The sequence below is a fragment of the Actinosynnema sp. ALI-1.44 genome, assembly GCF_001984155.1.
Lineage (GTDB): Bacteria > Actinomycetota > Actinomycetes > Mycobacteriales > Pseudonocardiaceae > Kibdelosporangium.
In genome coordinates, this window is the sequence record NZ_MTQO01000052.1 from 815,082 (window position 1) to 831,372 (window position 16,291).

The following is a 16,291-nucleotide window of genomic DNA, read 5'->3' on the forward strand; positions in this document are numbered from 1 at the left end:
TTGGGGCGGGGCCAATCACAGCTGGCCGTAGTCGCCGACCCGCTTGCCGCCGAGCCAGGTCTGCAGCACCTGTGTCTGCCAGAGCGCCCGGCCGGGTTCGAGGGCGAACGGGTCCTGGTCGACCAGGATGAAGTCGGCGTGCTTGCCCGGTTCCAGCGAGCCGAGCAGCCGTTCCTGGTGCGCGGCGTACGCGCCGCCCCACGTGAACGCGCGCAACGCCTCGACCGGGGTCATCGCCTGTCCCGGGTACCACCCGCCGACCGGTTTGCCTTCCCTGTCGGTGCGTGTGACGGCAGCGTGCATCCCGTCGAAGGGGTTTTCCGGCGACACGGGGAAGTCCGAGCCCGCCGCGATCACCGTGCCCTGGTCCAGGAAGGTGCGCCAGGCGTACGCGCCGGCGATCCGGGCCGCGCCGACCCGGTTCTCGGCCATGTTCATGTCCTCGGTGGCGTGCACCGGTTGCATCGACGCGATCAGGTCGAGTTGCCGGAACCGCGGGATGTCCGTGGTGGCCAGCACCTGGGCGTGTTCGATGCGGTGCCGCATCGAGCCACGGGGTATCCGCTCGTAGGTGTCGAGGACCAGCCGGTTGCCGCCGTCGCCGATGGCGTGCACGGCGCACTGGTACCCGGCGTCGACGATCCGCCGCATCCTGCTTTCCAGCTCCTGCGACGTCAGCTGGAGCAAACCCTTGCTGCCCCCCGAATCGCTGTAGGGCTCGAGCAACGCCGCCCCGCGACTGCCCAGTGCCCCGTCGACGTACAGCTTCACCGTGCGGATCCGCAGCAGGTCGTCCGCCACGGAGTCGGTGCGCACGGCCGAACCCACCTCGGCGAACGCCTCCCAGGTCAGGAAAGCGTTGACGCGCACGGTCAGCGACGCGGCCTGCTCGCGGAGAACCACGAGCTCGGCCGATCTGGTCCCGGCGTCGCTGGCCGACGTGACACCGACCTTGTTCAGCAGCTGTTGCGCCGCCGCCAGCCGCTCGCGGTGATCACGTTCGCCGATCGCGGGCAGCTTGCCGTCGACCAACGCCTTCGCGGCGTCGACGAACACCCCGGTCGGCTGGCCGTCCGGGCCGCGGACGATCTCGCCGCCGGTCGGCGCGGCCGTGCCCGCCACCACCCCGGCGATCCGGAGCCCGGCGGTGTTGGTCACCGCGGCGTGGCTGTCGGCCCGAACCAGCCAGACCGGACGATCGCTGACCACCCGGTCGAGGTCGGCAGCGGTGGGTAGTCTGCCCAGACCCCAGACCACCTCGTTCCAGCCGCGTCCCCTGATCCACGGCTGGTCCGGGTGTTCACCCGCGTAACGCTTCAACGCGGCCATGGCCTCGTCGAGGGAACGGGTACCGGCCAGGTCCAGCTCGGTCGCCTTCGCCCCGAGCTGCCAGATGTGCCCGTGCGCGTCGTGCAGGCCCGGCAGGCACACGCGACCGCGACCGTCCACCCGGCGCGCGCCGTTCGCGTTGCCCGGGTCCAGGGCTGAAACCCGGCCCTGGGCGTCGACGAGCAGACTGCCGAACCTGCGCGGCTGCCCGTCGGCGACGGTGTACCCGCGCACGTTGTCGACCAGGACCGGTTCGACCTTGCCCGCCGGGGTCGCGGGTTCGCTGCACGCGGCCAGCGAACCGGCCACCAGGCCCATGAGCTTGAGAAACTGCGCCCTGGTCAACCCCGCCCCAGGTCCGTGCCGTTCACACATGGCGTCCTCCTTGACACGCACTGTGACGAACGTATTGCGCAATGGTCACGGCGGTCAACGGTCGTTCGCGAGCCTGGTCACAGACAGCGGGAATTCATGTAGTTGAGGAATCAACCAGCTGGCCCGTGCGTTGGGGCGGGCATGAAGAAGATCGGTTTCCTCTCGTTCGGGCACTGGTCGGAGACGCCGTACTCGCAGACGAGGACGGCATCCGACGCCCTGCTCCAGGCAGTGGACCTGGCCGTGGCCGCCGAGGAGGTGGGCGCGGACGGCGCCTACTTCCGGGTGCACCACTTCGCCAGGCAACTCGCGTCGCCGTTCCCGCTGCTGGCCGCGATCGGTGCGAAGACCGAGCGGATCGAGATCGGAACCGGCGTGATCGACATGCGCTACGAGAACCCCATGTACATGGCCGAGGACGCGGGCGCGGCGGACCTGATCGCGGGTGGCAGGCTGCAGCTCGGCATCTCCCGTGGCTCACCCGAGCAGGTGATCGACGGGTGGCGGTACTTCGGCTACGAGCCGTCCGAAGGCGAGACCGAGGCCGACATGGCCCGCAAACACGCCGAGGTGCTGCTGAAGCTGCTTGAGGGCAAGGGCTTCGCCCAGCCCAACCCGCGGCCGATGTTCCCCAACCCGCCGGGCCTGCTGCGCCTGGAGCCGCACTCGCCGGGACTGCTCGAACGGATCTGGTGGGGCGCGGGCTCCAACAGCACCGCGGTGTGGGCGGCCGAACACGGCATGAACCTGATGAGCTCGACGCTGAAGAACGACGAGGGCGGTGCGCCGTTCCACGTCCAGCAAGCCGAGCAGATCCGGGCGTTCCGCAAGGCGTGGGCGGACGCGGGCTGGCAACGTGAACCGCGCGTGTCGGTGTCGCGCAGCATCTTCGCTCTCACTTCGGAACAGGACCACAACTACTTCGGCGCCGACAGCGAAAGCAGCGACCAGGTCGGCTACATCGACGCGAGCACCCGGGCGATCTTCGGCCGCAGCTACGCGGCGGAACCCGACGTGCTGGTCGAGCAACTCGCCGAGGACGAGGCGATCGCCGAGGCGGACACGCTCCTGCTGACCCTGCCGACCCAGCTCGGCGTGGACTACAACGCGCACCTGCTGGACAACGTGCTCACGCACGTGGCTCCGGCTCTTGGCTGGCGCTAGGCGATCGCCGCCAACGCTGAGGCGCAGGCTCGCATGTACGCTGGACTGCCGAAGAAGTCGAGCTCGTGCTCCCGGAGGGTAGCGAGTTCGGCGCGCAGCAGCGCCTCAGCTGGGCGGGCGGCCGGGCCCATCTCCACAAGTGTGTCCACGATGACGTGTCGCAAGTGGATGCTGATCGGCCACAAAGCGATCATCAAGGGCACCGTCGTTTCGGTGTCCGCGGCGATCCGCCACAACGCCGTCGCGACGCGCAGGCGTAGCCAGCCGTAGTCGTCAGGGCGATCCAGCAACGCGCGCAGCTGCGGCAGGTAAGGCTCGGCGGCGGGACCGACCATGGCCATTCCCGCCGCGGCGCTGATCGCGGCGTTCTCGTCGCCATCGAGGCAACGGGCGTAGGCAGGCAGGACCTGGGTCGGATCGCCTTCGATGTGCCACAAGGCATTCGCGACTTCCATGACGACAGACCGGTCGTCGTGGTCCAGCAGCGACCGCAGGGTCGGCACCGCCGCCACCGCTGCCGGGCCCATCTCCGCCAATGTTCGAAGCAACCAGTGTTCGGGCGGCAGCGAAAGCAGCTCAGGCATGGCGGTGGCCGCCGCGGGACCGATCTTGCCCAGCGCGTGGACGAGGTCACTTTGGCGACCGTCGAATGGCTGCCCCGTGGGCAGCTCACGGATGCGCCGTCGGATCAGCGGGACAAGGTGAGCGGCAGCCGTGCCGAAGCGACCGATGAGTGTTCCGGTGCTGGTGGGCATCTCCGGGTGCTCCAGCGCCCACTGGATCAGAGGTAGTGCTCGTTCGTCCCGGGTGTTCGCCAAAGCGACGAGCGCCGGGTGGAAGCTGTTCGCGAGGTACCCGCCCCGGAGGATCACGGCACGTTGTTCGCCGGTGTACACGTACTCCGCCGGTTCACGGGGCAACGCGTCCAGAACGGCGACGAGGCAGTCGGCCGCGGGCGCGGCCGATTCGCCGATCAGCTGCAGGGTTTCCGCTGCCTTGCGGCGTACCCACGAGTGCGGGTCGGTGAGCTTCGCGCCCAGGTCCTCGACGAGTTCCCGGTGATCGCCCGGCCAGTACTGGATCAGCGGACCTGCCGCGTGGACCGCGTCATACCGGCATTCCCAGTCGTCGACGGTGAGCAGGGACCGAATCAGCCTCGTCCGCTCCGGCACCAGGGCGCCCAGAGCCGCGCTCACCTCGGCTATCAGGCGATCCAGGTCACGTGTCCGCCGGATCGGGCCCTCGCGTTCGGCTTCGGCCTTGCGGATGAAGCCGCGCAAGGTGTTGGTCGTGAAGTCGACGGGCTCCGGTACCGGCACCCCGCTGGCATAGGTCGCGACGACCAGGTCTGTCACGGTCGCGACGGTGTCCTGCGGCAACCGCGCGGGCTCGAGAATCGCCAACTCGGTCAACGCGGCCAATCGCTCGCGTGCCTGCCCGGGACCCGCCATCACCGACACCAAATCGGCAGCGATGTCCGCTCTGGACTCTCCCCGGCCGCCGAAGACACCGAGCGCCGAGATGACAGCGAGCCGCGCCTCGGCATCGGTCTCGACGGCGAGCCGTGCCCGCATCGCGGTCACCACCCCGGCGACGTCGGCACGGCAGACCAGCAACGTCCTCGCCACGGCGACGCGGACGTCCCGGTCGGGATCGGCGAGCAACCGCAGCAACACCGGACGCGCCTGGGCCACCGCCACGGCCGCGGCACGGCGCAGCGGGTCGTCCGGAAGGGCCGCCAGACCGGCGCTGCCCATGTTGGACAGCAACTTCAGGATCTCACCACGACCGGGCAACCCGGCCGTGCCCACCGTTTCCAGCAGGAACGGGATCACCGCGACTGTGCTGTCATAGACACTGCCCTGGTGGTGCACACCGCCTTCCATGCCGTCCAACGCGATCTCGCGTTCCGCGGGATCATCCGAAACCAACCCGCGTACCAACTCCGGTACCTCGACGGCCGGTCCGTAGGCGTGTCGCAGCGAAGCCCAGTCGACGTCGTCCAGTCCGGCGAACATCCCCACCCCCAAGGTTCCGCTCGCAGCCTATCGGGATCCGGCGCTGCCGTGAGCTGATCCGCCCACAGCAGCATGGGCGGACAACCGTGCCGCGTTGGCGGCATCGTCGAGTGCATGACGAACGACAACAAGCCGCCGCAGTTCGACTACCGGCTGCGGGAAAGGTTCCTCAGCCAACGGGTGCTGGTGCTCGACGGAGCGCTTGACGACGACAACGGCGCGGCGCTCGCGACCGAGATGCTGTCGCTCGCCGCGGAAGACCCCAAGAAGGACATCGCGCTGTGGATCCACTCACCGGGTGGTTCGGTGCCGTCGATGCTCGCCATCCGGGACGTGATGCGGCTCGTGCCGTGTGACGTGGCCACGCTCGCACTGGGCCTCGCCTGCAGCGCGGGGCAGTTCCTGCTGTCGGCGGGCACACCGGGCAAACGCTTCGCCCTGCCGCACGCCCGGATCCTGATGCACCAGGGCTCCGCGGGCATCGGCGGCTCGGCGGTCGAGGTGGAGGTGCAGGCGGATGCCCTGCGCCACACCAGGGACACCGTGCTGCGGATCATCGCGGACGACACCGGCCAGGACATGGAACGGATCTTCACCGACTCGCTGCACGACCGCTGGTTCACGGCCGAGGAAGCCAAGGATTACGGCTTCATCGACCACATCGTCGAAAGCCTCGGACAGGTCGTGCCTGTGCGCACGCACGAAATGGGGCTGCGCCCCCTGACGGGAGCCCGGTCATGAGCACGTACACCATCCCCAACGTGATCACGCGCACCACATCGGGTGAGCGCATCATGGACGTCTACTCGCACCTGCTGTCGGAGCGGATCGTCTACCTGGGCACGGCGATCGACTCCGGCGTGGCGAACGCGTTGATCGCCCAGCTGCTGCACCTGGAAGCGGACAGCCCGGACAGCGAGATCAACCTGTACATCAACTCCGAAGGCGGCGACCCGTCGGCGATGCTCGCGCTGTACGACACCATGCGCTACATCAAGGCACCGGTGGCGACGACGTGCGTGGGCCAGGCCGTGGCGGCCTCAGCGGTCCTGCTCGCCGCGGGCGCGTCCGGGCGCCGGGCGGTGCTGCCGCACACCAGGGTCGTGCTGCACCAGCCAGCCGCCCGGGGCAGCGGGACCATCCCCGACCTGATCCTCCAGGCCGACGAAGTGGTGCGCGTACGTGCCCAGCTCGAGGAGATCCTCTCGTCGCACACCGGACGGGGCGTCGCGGACCTCCGGCACGACACGGACCGGGACAGGGTGTTCGACGCGGCGGGAGCGGTGGCCTACGGACTCGCGGACCACGTCCTCGAAAACCGCGCCTGAACACTCACGCGGCCATCAGCACCGGCCCAGTCGGACGACGACGGCCCATGGCAAGCGGGGCAACGCTGGTGCTGGTGTGCCGCCGCACGTCACCCGCGACACCGACGAGCAGATCGGCCAGGCCGACACCGAGCGCACCGGCGACCGCCGAGATCATCTCGCTGGACGGCTCCTTGCGCCCGCGTTCGATCTCGGACAGGTACTGCGGTGAGATACCCGCGCGCTCGGCGACGTCGACCAGTCGTCCGCCCTGCTCGTCCCTGATCGCGCGCAGCTTCCGCCCGAGTGCCTCCCGCCACAACGGCTCCGGCTCCGGTTCGGGCGCGGAGGCGCGGTGCCGGTCGAAGGGAAGGATGTCCGCCATACCGACATCCTGTCACCGGCACGGCACCGACGGCGCCGATTACGCTCCAGGCGGAACCGGGGTTCGGCCGCTCAGTGGTACGCGTGCACCACCGCGTGCCCCCGTCCGCGGCCGATCATCCACTTGTTGACCGGCACGGTGAGCACGAACGCCACCGCGAGGGCGAACGCCAGCGCACCCCAGAACAACCCACTGCCGAGCCCGGCGTCCATGGCGCCGGGGACGGTGATCATGATGGCGTTGTCGACGATCTCCATCACGATGATCGACACCGTGTCGGCGGCCAGTGCCACCTTCAGCGCCCGCCTGACCGGCAGGCCCGCCTTAAGCACGCCGCGCATCGTCAGCGCGTAACCGAACACGAACGCCAGTGCGACCGCCAGCACGATCGTCGCGACGTTGCCCAGTCCCAGCCACGTGCCGATGACCATGCCGAGCACCTCGCCGATGGCGCAGCCGGTGAGGCAGTGCAGCGTCGCCGACGCGGCGGTGGACCAGGTGGCCTTCGGGTGGTGGTGCGCGTGGGTGTCGCTCATGTCCAGCCTTCCTCCGTCGAGGCCGGGATACCCGTTGGGGGTATCCCGGCGTCGACAGTTATATACCCCCACCCTGTATGGGGCAACTAATCGCGGAGCCCGATCGCGTCGATCGGCCTCGCTCGCAGCGTCACCCTCGTGGCGATCCCCAGCGAGAGCAGTCCGAGCAGGACGGCACCGCCGACGATCCCGCCGAAGACCGCGGGCGACCCGGACGGCAGCGGCGTGCCGCGCATGATGAGGTTGAGCAGCACCAACGGAATCCCGGCCACCACCGTGCCGAGCACCGCCGCGACGCCCACCGTGGTCAGCGCCTCGAACCGCATCATCCGCACCACCTGGCGCCTCGACGCGCCGATCAGCCGCAGCAACGCGAATTCACGGGAGCGCTGCGCCGTGCTCATCACCAGGGTGTTCGCCACCGAGATCACGACGTAGCCGAGGATCACACCGACCGCGACGAGGTTCAGGTAGAACTGCGCCTTGCCCTGGCTGCCGCCCACGGCGGCCACAGTGGAGCCCGGCGTCACGGCGAGGCCCGGGTACCGGACGGAGAGGTCCTGCAGGGCCGCGGTCACGGCCGCGGTGTCGGCACCGGGCTCCTGGCGCACCAGCACCGTGTCGTCCATCCGGTCGCCGGTGTGCGCCCTGGCCAGGTCCGCGGGCAGCACGTACTGGCCGAAGGCCTGGTTGTGGGTGTACGTGGCGACCAGCCGCAGTTTCGCGGGGGCTCCGTCACCGAACCAGAACTCGACCTCGTCCCCGATCTTCTTGTCGTACCAGTCGGCCTCGGACCTGCTCATCGCGACCGTGTCGCCTGCCAGGTCGGTGATCCGGCCCGACACGACCCCGAGATCCAGTGTGCCGGGCACCTGGTCGCCGGTCAGTCCCTGGGCGGGGTACCGCTCGACGCGCAGGTTCTCCTGTTCCTGCACCGTGTTGATCACCTCGGTGCGGACGACCGAGGTCGCGGCGGCGACACCGGGCACCTGCCGCACGGCCTGCGCCACCTCCGGTGAGAGAGCACCGGTAGTGCTGCTGATCACGTGGTCCGCCGTGGTCGACCGCGCCGCTTCCTCCTGCTTCGCGGCGGCCGCGGAGGTCTGGCTGTAGAACATCGAGATGGCGAACGTGACCGCCAGCATCACCGGTGTCACCGCGGCGGCCAGCCGGCGCGAGTTGGCGTGGTTGTTGGCCCCGGCCAGGTAGCCGCTGATCCGCGAGACGCGGGTGAGCACCGGCGCGATCAGCCGGTTGGCCAGCGTGATCACCTTCGGCCCCAGCACAGCCAGTCCGATGACCACGATCAGCGCGGACATGGACGACGCCGCGAGCGCCCCGTCACCGCTGACGAACACCGGTACCGACGAACCCCCGAAACCGAGCGCCACCAGCACCCATCCGGTGATGACCCGGACGCGGCCGAGTTCGCGCCGCTCCACGGCGGCCTCCCCCAGCGCCTCGACCGGGCGGATCGCCGACGGACGCCGGGCCGCCGACCAGGCGGCCAGCCGGGCCGCACCCAGACCGAGCAGGAAGGCGGCAGCCAGCGGGATCGGACTGATCGCCAGCTCGAAGTCCGGGGGGATCACCCCGACGGCGCCGAAGGCGTTGCGCAGGCCTTGGCCGACGAGCACCCCCAGGCCGCTGCCCAGCAGCCCGGCGACCGCGGCGACCAGCATCGTCTCGGTCGCGATGAGCTTGCGGATCTGCTTCGGCGTGGCCGCGATCGCCCGCAGCAGCGCGAACTCCCGGCGGCGTTGGTTGACGACCAGAGCCAGCGTGCTGGCCACGACGAACACCGCGATGAGGATGGCGAAACCACCGAACGAACCGGCGATCGCGAACAGCAGCGTCCTGGTCTGGCTGACGTCGAGGAACTCGACCGTGCTGCGCTCCATACCGGTCGTGACAGCGACCGTGTCCTTGCCCACAGCGGCCTGCACGCGGTCGGCCAGGGCGCCCGGGGACACCCCCGGGGCCGCCAGCACGCCGAGCGCATGCGCCTGACCCGGTTTCCCGTCCAGCCCGGCGGCCCGTTCCTGGCTGAAGAACAGCGCGGACTGCCTGGTCAGCGCCTCCCCGGAGGCCCGGGAGGCCAGCCCGACGACCTCGAACTCCACCGGTGTGGACCGGGTCGCGATCTTCACGCGCTGCCCGACACCCACTCCACCGCGGGCCGCCAGGTCGGCGTCGAGCACCACGTCATCGGCGCCGGTGGGTGCTTTGCCCGCACGCAGGGTGAACGGCGCCAGCGCGGCGGACGCCCAGTTGTGTCCCCACGACTGCGTGCCGTCCGGGCCGGTCAGCGCCTTGCCGTCGGCCGTGACCACGTTGGCGGGGAAAGTGTGCTCCACCAGCACGTCACGCACGCCGGGCACCGCCTTGACCCGCCCGGCCAGCTCCACGGGCACCGACGCCTGCTCGGCTACTTGTTTGGCTTCGAGGGCACCCGTGCCAGGTGGATCGACTGTCTGCTTCCCGCCGACCACGACGGCCGCGGCGGCGTACCGCTCGGTCGGGACGCCGGCGCGGATGCCGGATTCCATCAGGATGCCGCAGCCCGCGACCAGGGCCGTGCCGCACAGGATCGCGACGAACGCGCCGACGAAGCCGCTCAGCCGGGTCTTCATCGTCTGCCAAGCCAGATCCAACATGCCGGTCACCACTCCCCGAGGTGGGTCATCCGCTCGGCCACCCGGTCCGGGGTGGGCTGCGGGAGATGACCGGCGAACTTGCCGTCGGCCAGGAAAAGGACGCTGTGCGCGGCCGACGCCGCCACGGGGTCGTGGGTGACCATCAGGACGGTCTGGCCCATGCCGTCGACCACGCCACGCAGCAGGTCGAGCACCTGGCGGGCGGTGCGCGTGTCCAGCGCGCCGGTCGGCTCGTCGGCGAGGACGACCTCGGGCTGGGTGATCAGCGCGCGAGCGATCGCGACCCGCTGCTGCTGTCCGCCGGACAGCTCGGACGGGCGGTGCTCGAGCTTCTTCGAGATCCCGACGCCGTCGACGACCTCGCGCAGCCAGCGCGGGTCCGGTTTGCGGTTGGACATGCGCATCGGCAGGGTGATGTTCTGCAGCACGTTCAGCGACGGCAGCAGGTTGTAGGCCTGGAAGATGAACCCGATCCTGGTCCGCCGCAGCTCGGTGAGCGCGTTCTCCTTCAGCTTGTTCAGTTCCGTGGTCCCCAGCAGCACCCTGCCCGAACTCGGCCGGTCCAGCCCGGCCGCGCAGTGCAGGAAGGTGCTTTTGCCCGACCCCGACGGTCCCATCACGGCCGTGAACGTGCCCTTGCGCACACCCACGCTCACCCCGTTGAGCGCGGTGACCGCGCCGCCACCCGATCCGTAGACCTTGCTGACGGCGTCCAACTCCAAGGCGCACGCGCCCTCTGACCTCATCGTTTCCCCTTGACCGTGGTGATCTGTCGTAGAGAAAGGTACGTCCGCGACGACTCGCCATCGATCCCTCAGGTGCGACGATTCGTGGTGGGGCTAGCACCACCATGGCGCGCGCTGTCCGGTCCAGATGAGACACTGCGGGAGTGGGAACCAGGGTGCGTGCCTGTTGGTCCGCGATCCGGTACCTGGCGATCGGCGCGGGCTCGTCCGCCGTCTACTGGTTCGTCCTCGTCGGCGTGTTCTTCGTGCTGGTGATGTGCCTGTTCGGGGTCGGGATCCCGGCGTTGCCCATCGCGTTCACGCTGATCCGCCGTCCGGTCAACTTCGAACGCCGCCGTGCCGCGCGCAGGCTCGGCGAGCCGATCCCCGAGCCCTACCGGGACGGGTCGCCGCTGAAGGACCCGGCCAGCCGCCGCGACCTCGCCTGGCTGGCGCTGCACGGCGCGACCGGTTTCGTCATCGGCATATTTGCCATCGCCCTGCCGCTCGGCGGGATACGTCAGATCATCACGGCCGCGATCTGGTGGCTGTTCCCCGGTGGGTTGGAGACCTCGCTGGCCTTCACCGTGACGTCGTGGCCGTTGGCCGCGCTCTGCCTGATCAGCGGCATCGCGATGATCGCGGTGGCGCTGTGGGCGCCTCGGGTCGCCCGCTGGCAGGCGACCACCGCGCGGTCGTTGCTCTCCCCCGCACCCGGTGTCGTGCTGACCGACCGGGTCGCCGAACTGGCCGCGTCCCGAGCAGCCGCGCTGGAGGCGCACGGCGCCGAGTTGCGCCGTCTCGAACGTGACCTGCACGACGGTACGCAGGCAAGGATCGCCGCCGTGGTCCTGCAACTCGGCATCGCCGACAAGCTCTTCGACAAGGACCCGCAGCGGGCACGGGAGCTGTTGGGCAAGGCACAGGACACCGCGACGGGTGCGCTCGCCGAACTGCGGACCGTGGTGCGCAGCATCTACCCGCCACTGCTGACCGACCGCGGCCTCGACGGCGCGGTGACCGCACTCGCCGACCGTTGCCCGGTCGCGTGCACTGTGGACGTTCGCAGCCGGGCCCGCAGACCCGCGGCGGTCGAAGCGGCCGCGTACTTCATCGTCGCCGAGTCGCTGACGAACGTGACCAAGCACTCCGGCGCGGACCACGCCTGGATCACCCTCGACGGCACCGCCGACACCCTGCTGATCGACATCCGCGACAACGGGGACGGCGGCGCCGACGAGTCCGGCGGCAGCGGGCTGGCCGGGATCCGCAAGCGCGTCGAGGCGTTCGACGGGACCATCACGCTGTCCAGCCCACCCGGTGGACCAACCGAGCTGAAAGTGGTGTTGCCATGCGGGTTGTGATCGTCGAGGACGACGCCCTGCTGCGCGAAGGTCTCGTGCTGTTGCTGGACACGGCGGGCATCGACGCCGTGGCCGTCGACAACGTCGACGACTTCATCGCGGCCGTCACCGCGCAGCGGCCGGACGCCGTGATCACCGACGTGCGCCTGCCCCCGACACACACCGACGAAGGCCTACGCGCCGCGGTGGAGGCAAGGCGGCTACACGCCGGTCTGCCCGTACTCGTGCTGTCGGCTCATGTCGAGACCAGCTACGCGACGGAACTGCTCGCCGACGGCAAAGGCGCGGTCGGCTACCTGCTGAAGGAACGGGTCGGCAAGGTCGAACGCTTCATCGACGCGCTGGAACGCGTCGCCAAGGGCGGCACGGCGATGGATCCCGAGGTGATCAGCCAGCTGATGGCGCACCGGCGGGCGACGGATCCGTTGGAGGTGCTGACCGCACGGGAGCGGGAAGTGCTGGCGCTGATGGCCGAGGGCTACAACAACACGACCATCGCCGAGCTGCTGGTGGTGAGCGACGGCGCTGTGCACAAGCACATCCGCAACATCTTCGCCAAGCTCGGCCTGCCGGAGGACAGCGGGCACCGGCGGGTGCTGGCCGTTCTCACGTACCTGAGCGGGAAGAACTGATCCGGGCGCGATCATCGGACACTTCGGACCGAGGCTGAGTTCGCCCCTCCTTCGTGCGGCTTCGAAGCGGCCCATGAGCCGCCCCTTCGTCCCTTCTGGCCGGACCGGGGCGGCTGCCAGGGTTTGCGTCGCCGGGAGATTCCCGGTCGGAGGAGGGGTAATGAAGCGAACGATTCCTTTCGGGCTGAAGGCCGTCGTGACCACTGCGCTCGCCGCCGTCATCGGTTCGGTGGCGCTCACCGGCCCGGCGACCGCCGCGACGCCGCAGGCCGGGGCTCCGGCTGAGGTGCGGCCGGGCGCCCAGGCGCTGTCCTGGCAGTCCTGGGTGACGAGCGCGGACTGGAACGTGGGCGACTGCACCATGTTCAAGGGCGCGACGTGGATCCTGTACTCGGACGGCACCATGACGTTCGACGGCACGGTCACCAGCAGCGACGACCACGACGCTTTCCTGTTCTGGATCGACGTCTGGGACCACAACAACGCCTACCTGGGACGGGTAGCCAACCGCTACCCCGACACCCCGGACCACACCGTGTTCGCCAAGAACATGCCGGACAGCGACCTGCAGTACCGGTGGCTCGCGTACGGCAACTTCCCGACGGACTGGTACCCCCGGATGGGACGGTTCCAGCCGCACGGCAGTTGCTAGGACTCAGCCCGGTGGCCGGGCTCACGAGCCCGGCCATCTTTCAGACCCGTTGATCTCGGCGGCGATCACGCCTAGCACTTGTGCGTTCCGGTCGTCCCCCGCCGACCGCCGGGTGGGACACTTGTGGGGTGAGTGCGATCGAGTACTTCTGCTATGTGTCGCGTAACAAGATCGACCAGCTGTACCAGCAAGTCGATCCGGAAGCCGAGTACGAGGTGACCGAACTCGCCAAGCAGGAGACCGACCGCAAGTCGGACTGGAAGGTCGGACAGGTCCTCAAACTGTTCTCCAGCGGGCGTTCCTACGGCAAGAAGGACGTGCTGCAACGCGAGCGGAAGGTCAAGCAGACCTACCTGGAGAAGCTGGAACGGGTCATGCTCGCGCTCGCCTCCGAAACGGCGATTCCGGCCGCGTCGGATCTGGACCGGTGGGACGCCGGTCTGTCGGCGTACTACCACCACTCCGGCGTTTTCCGTTTCGGGCAGGGGATCGCCGACCTGAGCACGAGTGCCGTCGTGACGCTGAAGTCGTCGATCGGACAACGGCCGCTGCTGCTGGACTGCTCGCTGCGCAACTTCAGCGAGGGGCCTCAGGCCGACGGCAGTTTCCAGCTGACGTCCGCCAACAACCGCTTCTTCAGCGAGGGCATGCCGTTGACCATGACCACCGTTTTCCTTCTACTGGAAGCGGGGCAGTCACGGGTAGTCGGCAGTCCGTTGTTCCTCAAGCTGTCCGTTCCCGAGACGGACTGGATGACGATGCTATGACCGACCTCGACCTGACCGTGGACGATCCCGAGGAGTTCGAAGGCCGCGTGGTCCGCATCGACGACGCGGAGTACGAGATCGGCCGGTATCTCGGCGAGGGCGGCGAACGGTTCGTCCACGAGTTGGTCAACCGGCGGTTCGGCCGTGGCACACACGCGATCCTGATCCTGCGCAACCAGCCGAAGGCCGTCGAGATCGCCACCAGTGCCCGGGAGGCGCTGCAACAGCTGCGAGACGTCGGGATGCCCACCATCCACGATCCGTTCCTGGTGCGGGCGCACGGCGGCGTCTTCGAAGTCCGCGAAGGCGTCGACCGCACGGACGCCGAGGTCCGGATGGAGCGCCTGACACAGGCCGGGCAGCTCGACGAAGCCTGGGCCATCACCGAGGAACTCCTTGCCGCGAACCCGGACAACTTCCTGGCCCTGATCACCCAGGCCACGGTCCGCGGTCGCGGCGGCGACGCCTTCGAGGCGTTGGACCTGGCGCTGTCCGCCTTGCGGATCGAGCCGAACACGCGGGCGTGCAAGGTGATCACCATGCAGTGCGCGCTCGCGGCCAACGCGTTCCGGACTTTCTGGTGGCAGTACGAGGACCTGCGGGCGAAGTGGCCGAACGACCGGTCCTTCGACGACCTGGCCGCCTCGGCGCACATGACCGTGGGAACGCCGGAGAAGGCGCTGGACCTCGAGCTCAGCGAGAAGGTCGCCGAGGTGCTGCGGCGGGAAGTGGCGGCGAAGCAGGCGGCCGACGAGGTCATGAGAACCACGTTCACGCTCAGGGACACGCCCGAGGACAACGAACGCAACCGCGGCGTCCTCGCCCAAGCGTACCGGCTCTACGCGTACTCCCCGAACATCGCGATCAACTACGGGCTCGTACTGCTGCGTTCCGGCGAAGGGCGCGCCGCTTTCGAGGTGCTGTCCCGGATCGTGCCGGTGGTCCAGCCACGGCGACAGTACGAGTTCTACGGCTACATGGCGTTCGGGCTGGCCGTCGACGAGGACTGGCCTGCCGCGTACCGGCTGCTCGACGTGATGACGCGGCGACTGGGCGACAACGACATCCAACCCGCGGATCTCCCCGGCTGGCCGCTGTGGTGGGCCGACAGCGAGGCAGCGGTGATCTGCGCCCGGACACACCGGCCGTTCCGGCTGATCGCACAGGTGCTCCGCCAAGTCGGCGCCGACCAGGTCCGTCCCGAGGTCCGGGCTATGGCGCTGCTGTACGCCCAGCACCCGGCAAACCCCGAGTAGCGGCGGTCAGGAGGTCCTGACGTCGTGAGGTATGGACGCGCTGGCGTGCTGTGCGGCCGTGAGAGCGTGTGGGAGTGCGTTTCTTGATCAGGGGCTTCGGAGTTGGTGGTGGAACGGCGTCGTCGCGCGGACATGTGCCCAGTACGCGTCGCGTGCCAATGCGGCGAGCTTGGGCAGTCTGGGCGCCATGTTCCCGTTTCGTGGGCAGGCGATCAGGTGTCGCATCGACAACGGGTTGCCTGCCAACGGGCGGACCACCGCGCCTTCGCCGGGTTGGTACACCGGTTGGCAGGCTGTCACCGCTCGGCCTGTTCGTACCAGTGTGCGGATGGAGTCGGTGCTGTGTGTCGTGTAGCGGACGTTCGGGCGGAAGCCCTCGTTCCCGCATGCCGCGTGGAAGCAGTCTGGCCAGCCTGCGCCGTCCGACGGCGTCATCACCCACGTCCGCTGCGCCAGTTCGGCCAACGGCACTTCCGGCAGTGAGGACAACGGGTCCGATTCGGCCAACGCGATGAACACCGGCTCACGGACGATCACCTCGCACAGCACTGCCGGTGTGGAACGCTGCTCGTAGCCCGGGTAGTCCACCAGCGTCGCCACGTCGAGCCGTCCGGCTACCAGCAGATCCCACAGCAGCAGCGGCGAATACTCCATGACCAGGCGTACGTCGATGCCCGAGAGGCTGTCGCCGAGCCGTTCGACCAGGCCGACCGAGACCGATTCGATCGTTCCGCCCAGTGCGAGGGCCGACGAGGAATCGTTGGTGAGCCTGGCCGCGTCCCGTGCCAACTCGTCCACTCCGTGCAGGATCGCCCTCGCCCGGAGCAACACGAAGTCGCCGACCTTGGTCGGGGTCATGCCCTGCGCGGTGCGGATGAACAGCGTCGCGCCGATCTCCTGTTCGAGCCGGTTGAGTCGCGCGGACAGCGCCGGCTGGGACATCCGCAGCACCGCCGCCGCCTTCGTCAGGCTGCCGGCTTCGGCGATCGCGCACACCGTGCGCAGGTGGCGTAGCTCCAACTCCACCCGTCAGAGGGTGCCCCATCGACCGCGTGGATGGGATAGGGGATTTCCCACAACGCGCCGGACGGAACAGCCTTTTCAGTGGGCGTCTCCCTGCACCG

General features: G+C 69.2%; 15 protein-coding genes. 8 read left to right on the forward strand and 7 right to left on the reverse strand.

Going from position 1 to position 16,291, the window contains the following annotated elements:
• Window positions 1-15: 15 nt before the first annotated feature.
• A complete protein-coding gene (locus ALI144C_RS41625) occupies window positions 16-1,725 on the reverse strand; it encodes an amidohydrolase (RefSeq protein ID WP_237774566.1) in 1,710 nt (569 codons plus the stop codon).
• 120 nt (window positions 1,726-1,845) lie between these two features.
• Here ALI144C_RS41625 and ALI144C_RS41630 point away from each other — a divergent pair, with 120 nt between their 5' ends.
• Complete coding sequence (locus tag ALI144C_RS41630; RefSeq protein WP_076992698.1) at window positions 1,846-2,868, forward strand: LLM class flavin-dependent oxidoreductase; 1,023 nt, start codon at window positions 1,846-1,848, stop codon at window positions 2,866-2,868.
• Here the strand turns inward: ALI144C_RS41630 and ALI144C_RS41635 are convergent.
• Window positions 2,865-4,886: a hypothetical protein gene (locus ALI144C_RS41635; protein WP_076992699.1), complete on the reverse strand. Its 2,022-nt coding sequence runs from the start codon at window positions 4,884-4,886 to the stop codon at window positions 2,865-2,867. The two genes, ALI144C_RS41630 and ALI144C_RS41635, sit on opposite strands and share 4 nt — an antisense overlap.
• A 114-nt stretch (window positions 4,887-5,000) precedes the next feature.
• On the opposite strand from ALI144C_RS41635, the gene ALI144C_RS41640 reads away from it, so the two are divergent.
• Together ALI144C_RS41640 and ALI144C_RS41645 are read left to right on the forward strand one after the other, a co-directional pair.
• Window positions 5,001-5,627, forward strand: coding sequence for a ClpP family protease (locus ALI144C_RS41640; protein ID WP_076992700.1), 627 nt, complete (start codon window positions 5,001-5,003; stop codon window positions 5,625-5,627).
• Window positions 5,624-6,214: a ClpP family protease gene (locus ALI144C_RS41645; protein ID WP_076992701.1), complete on the forward strand. Its 591-nt coding sequence runs from the start codon at window positions 5,624-5,626 to the stop codon at window positions 6,212-6,214. The genes ALI144C_RS41640 and ALI144C_RS41645 overlap by 4 nt, the downstream gene beginning before the upstream one ends.
• 4 nt (window positions 6,215-6,218) lie before the next feature.
• On the opposite strand, the gene ALI144C_RS41650 is transcribed toward ALI144C_RS41645, so the two are convergent.
• The 4 genes from ALI144C_RS41650 to ALI144C_RS41665 form a co-directional block, all read right to left on the reverse strand.
• Complete coding sequence (locus ALI144C_RS41650) at window positions 6,219-6,578, reverse strand: helix-turn-helix domain-containing protein (RefSeq protein WP_076992702.1); 360 nt, start codon at window positions 6,576-6,578, stop codon at window positions 6,219-6,221.
• Window positions 6,579-6,649: 71 nt separating this feature from the next.
• A complete protein-coding gene (locus tag ALI144C_RS41655; RefSeq protein ID WP_076992703.1) occupies window positions 6,650-7,114 on the reverse strand; it encodes a DUF4396 domain-containing protein in 465 nt (154 codons plus the stop codon).
• Between the two features lie 86 nt (window positions 7,115-7,200).
• Window positions 7,201-9,771 (reverse strand): FtsX-like permease family protein, encoded by a 2,571-nt coding sequence (locus ALI144C_RS41660; RefSeq protein ID WP_083753881.1) that lies wholly within the window; start codon window positions 9,769-9,771, stop codon window positions 7,201-7,203.
• Between the two features lie 5 nt (window positions 9,772-9,776).
• The gene (locus tag ALI144C_RS41665; RefSeq protein WP_076992704.1) at window positions 9,777-10,517 is read right to left on the reverse strand and encodes an ABC transporter ATP-binding protein; all 741 of its coding nucleotides are present in this window, start codon (window positions 10,515-10,517) and stop codon (window positions 9,777-9,779) included.
• 143 nt (window positions 10,518-10,660) lie between these two features.
• Between ALI144C_RS41665 and ALI144C_RS41670 the strand changes: the two genes are divergently transcribed.
• The 5 genes from ALI144C_RS41670 to ALI144C_RS41690 all read left to right on the forward strand — a co-directional run bounded on the left by ALI144C_RS41670 (window position 10,661) and on the right by ALI144C_RS41690 (window position 15,167).
• Window positions 10,661-11,860, forward strand: coding sequence for a sensor histidine kinase (locus tag ALI144C_RS41670; protein WP_076992705.1), 1,200 nt, complete (start codon window positions 10,661-10,663; stop codon window positions 11,858-11,860).
• Complete coding sequence (locus tag ALI144C_RS41675; protein ID WP_076992706.1) at window positions 11,848-12,492, forward strand: response regulator transcription factor; 645 nt, start codon at window positions 11,848-11,850, stop codon at window positions 12,490-12,492. Before ALI144C_RS41670 ends, ALI144C_RS41675 begins: the two co-directional genes overlap by 13 nt.
• A 160-nt stretch (window positions 12,493-12,652) precedes the next feature.
• On the forward strand, window positions 12,653-13,144 hold the full coding sequence (locus ALI144C_RS41680; protein ID WP_076992707.1) for a DUF6294 family protein: 492 nt from the start codon (window positions 12,653-12,655) through the stop codon (window positions 13,142-13,144).
• A gap of 128 nt (window positions 13,145-13,272) precedes the next feature.
• The gene (locus ALI144C_RS41685; RefSeq protein WP_076992708.1) at window positions 13,273-13,911 is read left to right on the forward strand and encodes a hypothetical protein; all 639 of its coding nucleotides are present in this window, start codon (window positions 13,273-13,275) and stop codon (window positions 13,909-13,911) included.
• A complete protein-coding gene (locus ALI144C_RS41690) occupies window positions 13,908-15,167 on the forward strand; it encodes a hypothetical protein (RefSeq protein ID WP_076992709.1) in 1,260 nt (419 codons plus the stop codon). The genes ALI144C_RS41685 and ALI144C_RS41690 overlap by 4 nt, the downstream gene beginning before the upstream one ends.
• An 87-nt stretch (window positions 15,168-15,254) precedes the next feature.
• Here the strand turns inward: ALI144C_RS41690 and ALI144C_RS41695 are convergent, their stop codons facing one another.
• Window positions 15,255-16,193 carry a LysR family transcriptional regulator gene (locus tag ALI144C_RS41695; RefSeq protein ID WP_076992710.1) on the reverse strand — a complete coding sequence of 313 codons (939 nt, stop codon included), beginning with the start codon at window positions 16,191-16,193 and terminating at the stop codon, window positions 15,255-15,257.
• Between the last annotated feature and the right edge of the window lie 98 nt (window positions 16,194-16,291).

Excerpts from the sequence above, each read along its gene's own strand:
- ALI144C_RS41650 (WP_076992702.1), bottom strand. The coding sequence starts at position 6,578 with ATGGCGGACATCCTTCCCTTCGACCGGCACCGCGCCTCCGCGCCCGAA.
- ALI144C_RS41630 (WP_076992698.1), top strand. The coding sequence starts at position 1,846 with ATGAAGAAGATCGGTTTCCTCTCGTTCGGGCACTGGTCGGAGACGCCG.
- ALI144C_RS41645 (WP_076992701.1), top strand. The coding sequence starts at position 5,624 with ATGAGCACGTACACCATCCCCAACGTGATCACGCGCACCACATCGGGT.
- ALI144C_RS41660 (WP_083753881.1), bottom strand. The coding sequence starts at position 9,771 with ATGTTGGATCTGGCTTGGCAGACGATGAAGACCCGGCTGAGCGGCTTC.
- ALI144C_RS41680 (WP_076992707.1), top strand. The coding sequence starts at position 12,653 with ATGAAGCGAACGATTCCTTTCGGGCTGAAGGCCGTCGTGACCACTGCG.
- ALI144C_RS41640 (WP_076992700.1), top strand. The coding sequence starts at position 5,001 with ATGACGAACGACAACAAGCCGCCGCAGTTCGACTACCGGCTGCGGGAA.
- ALI144C_RS41635 (WP_076992699.1), bottom strand. The coding sequence starts at position 4,886 with ATGTTCGCCGGACTGGACGACGTCGACTGGGCTTCGCTGCGACACGCC.
- ALI144C_RS41665 (WP_076992704.1), bottom strand. The coding sequence starts at position 10,517 with ATGAGGTCAGAGGGCGCGTGCGCCTTGGAGTTGGACGCCGTCAGCAAG.
- ALI144C_RS41675 (WP_076992706.1), top strand. The coding sequence starts at position 11,848 with ATGCGGGTTGTGATCGTCGAGGACGACGCCCTGCTGCGCGAAGGTCTC.
- ALI144C_RS41690 (WP_076992709.1), top strand. The coding sequence starts at position 13,908 with ATGACCGACCTCGACCTGACCGTGGACGATCCCGAGGAGTTCGAAGGC.
- ALI144C_RS41655 (WP_076992703.1), bottom strand. The coding sequence starts at position 7,114 with ATGAGCGACACCCACGCGCACCACCACCCGAAGGCCACCTGGTCCACC.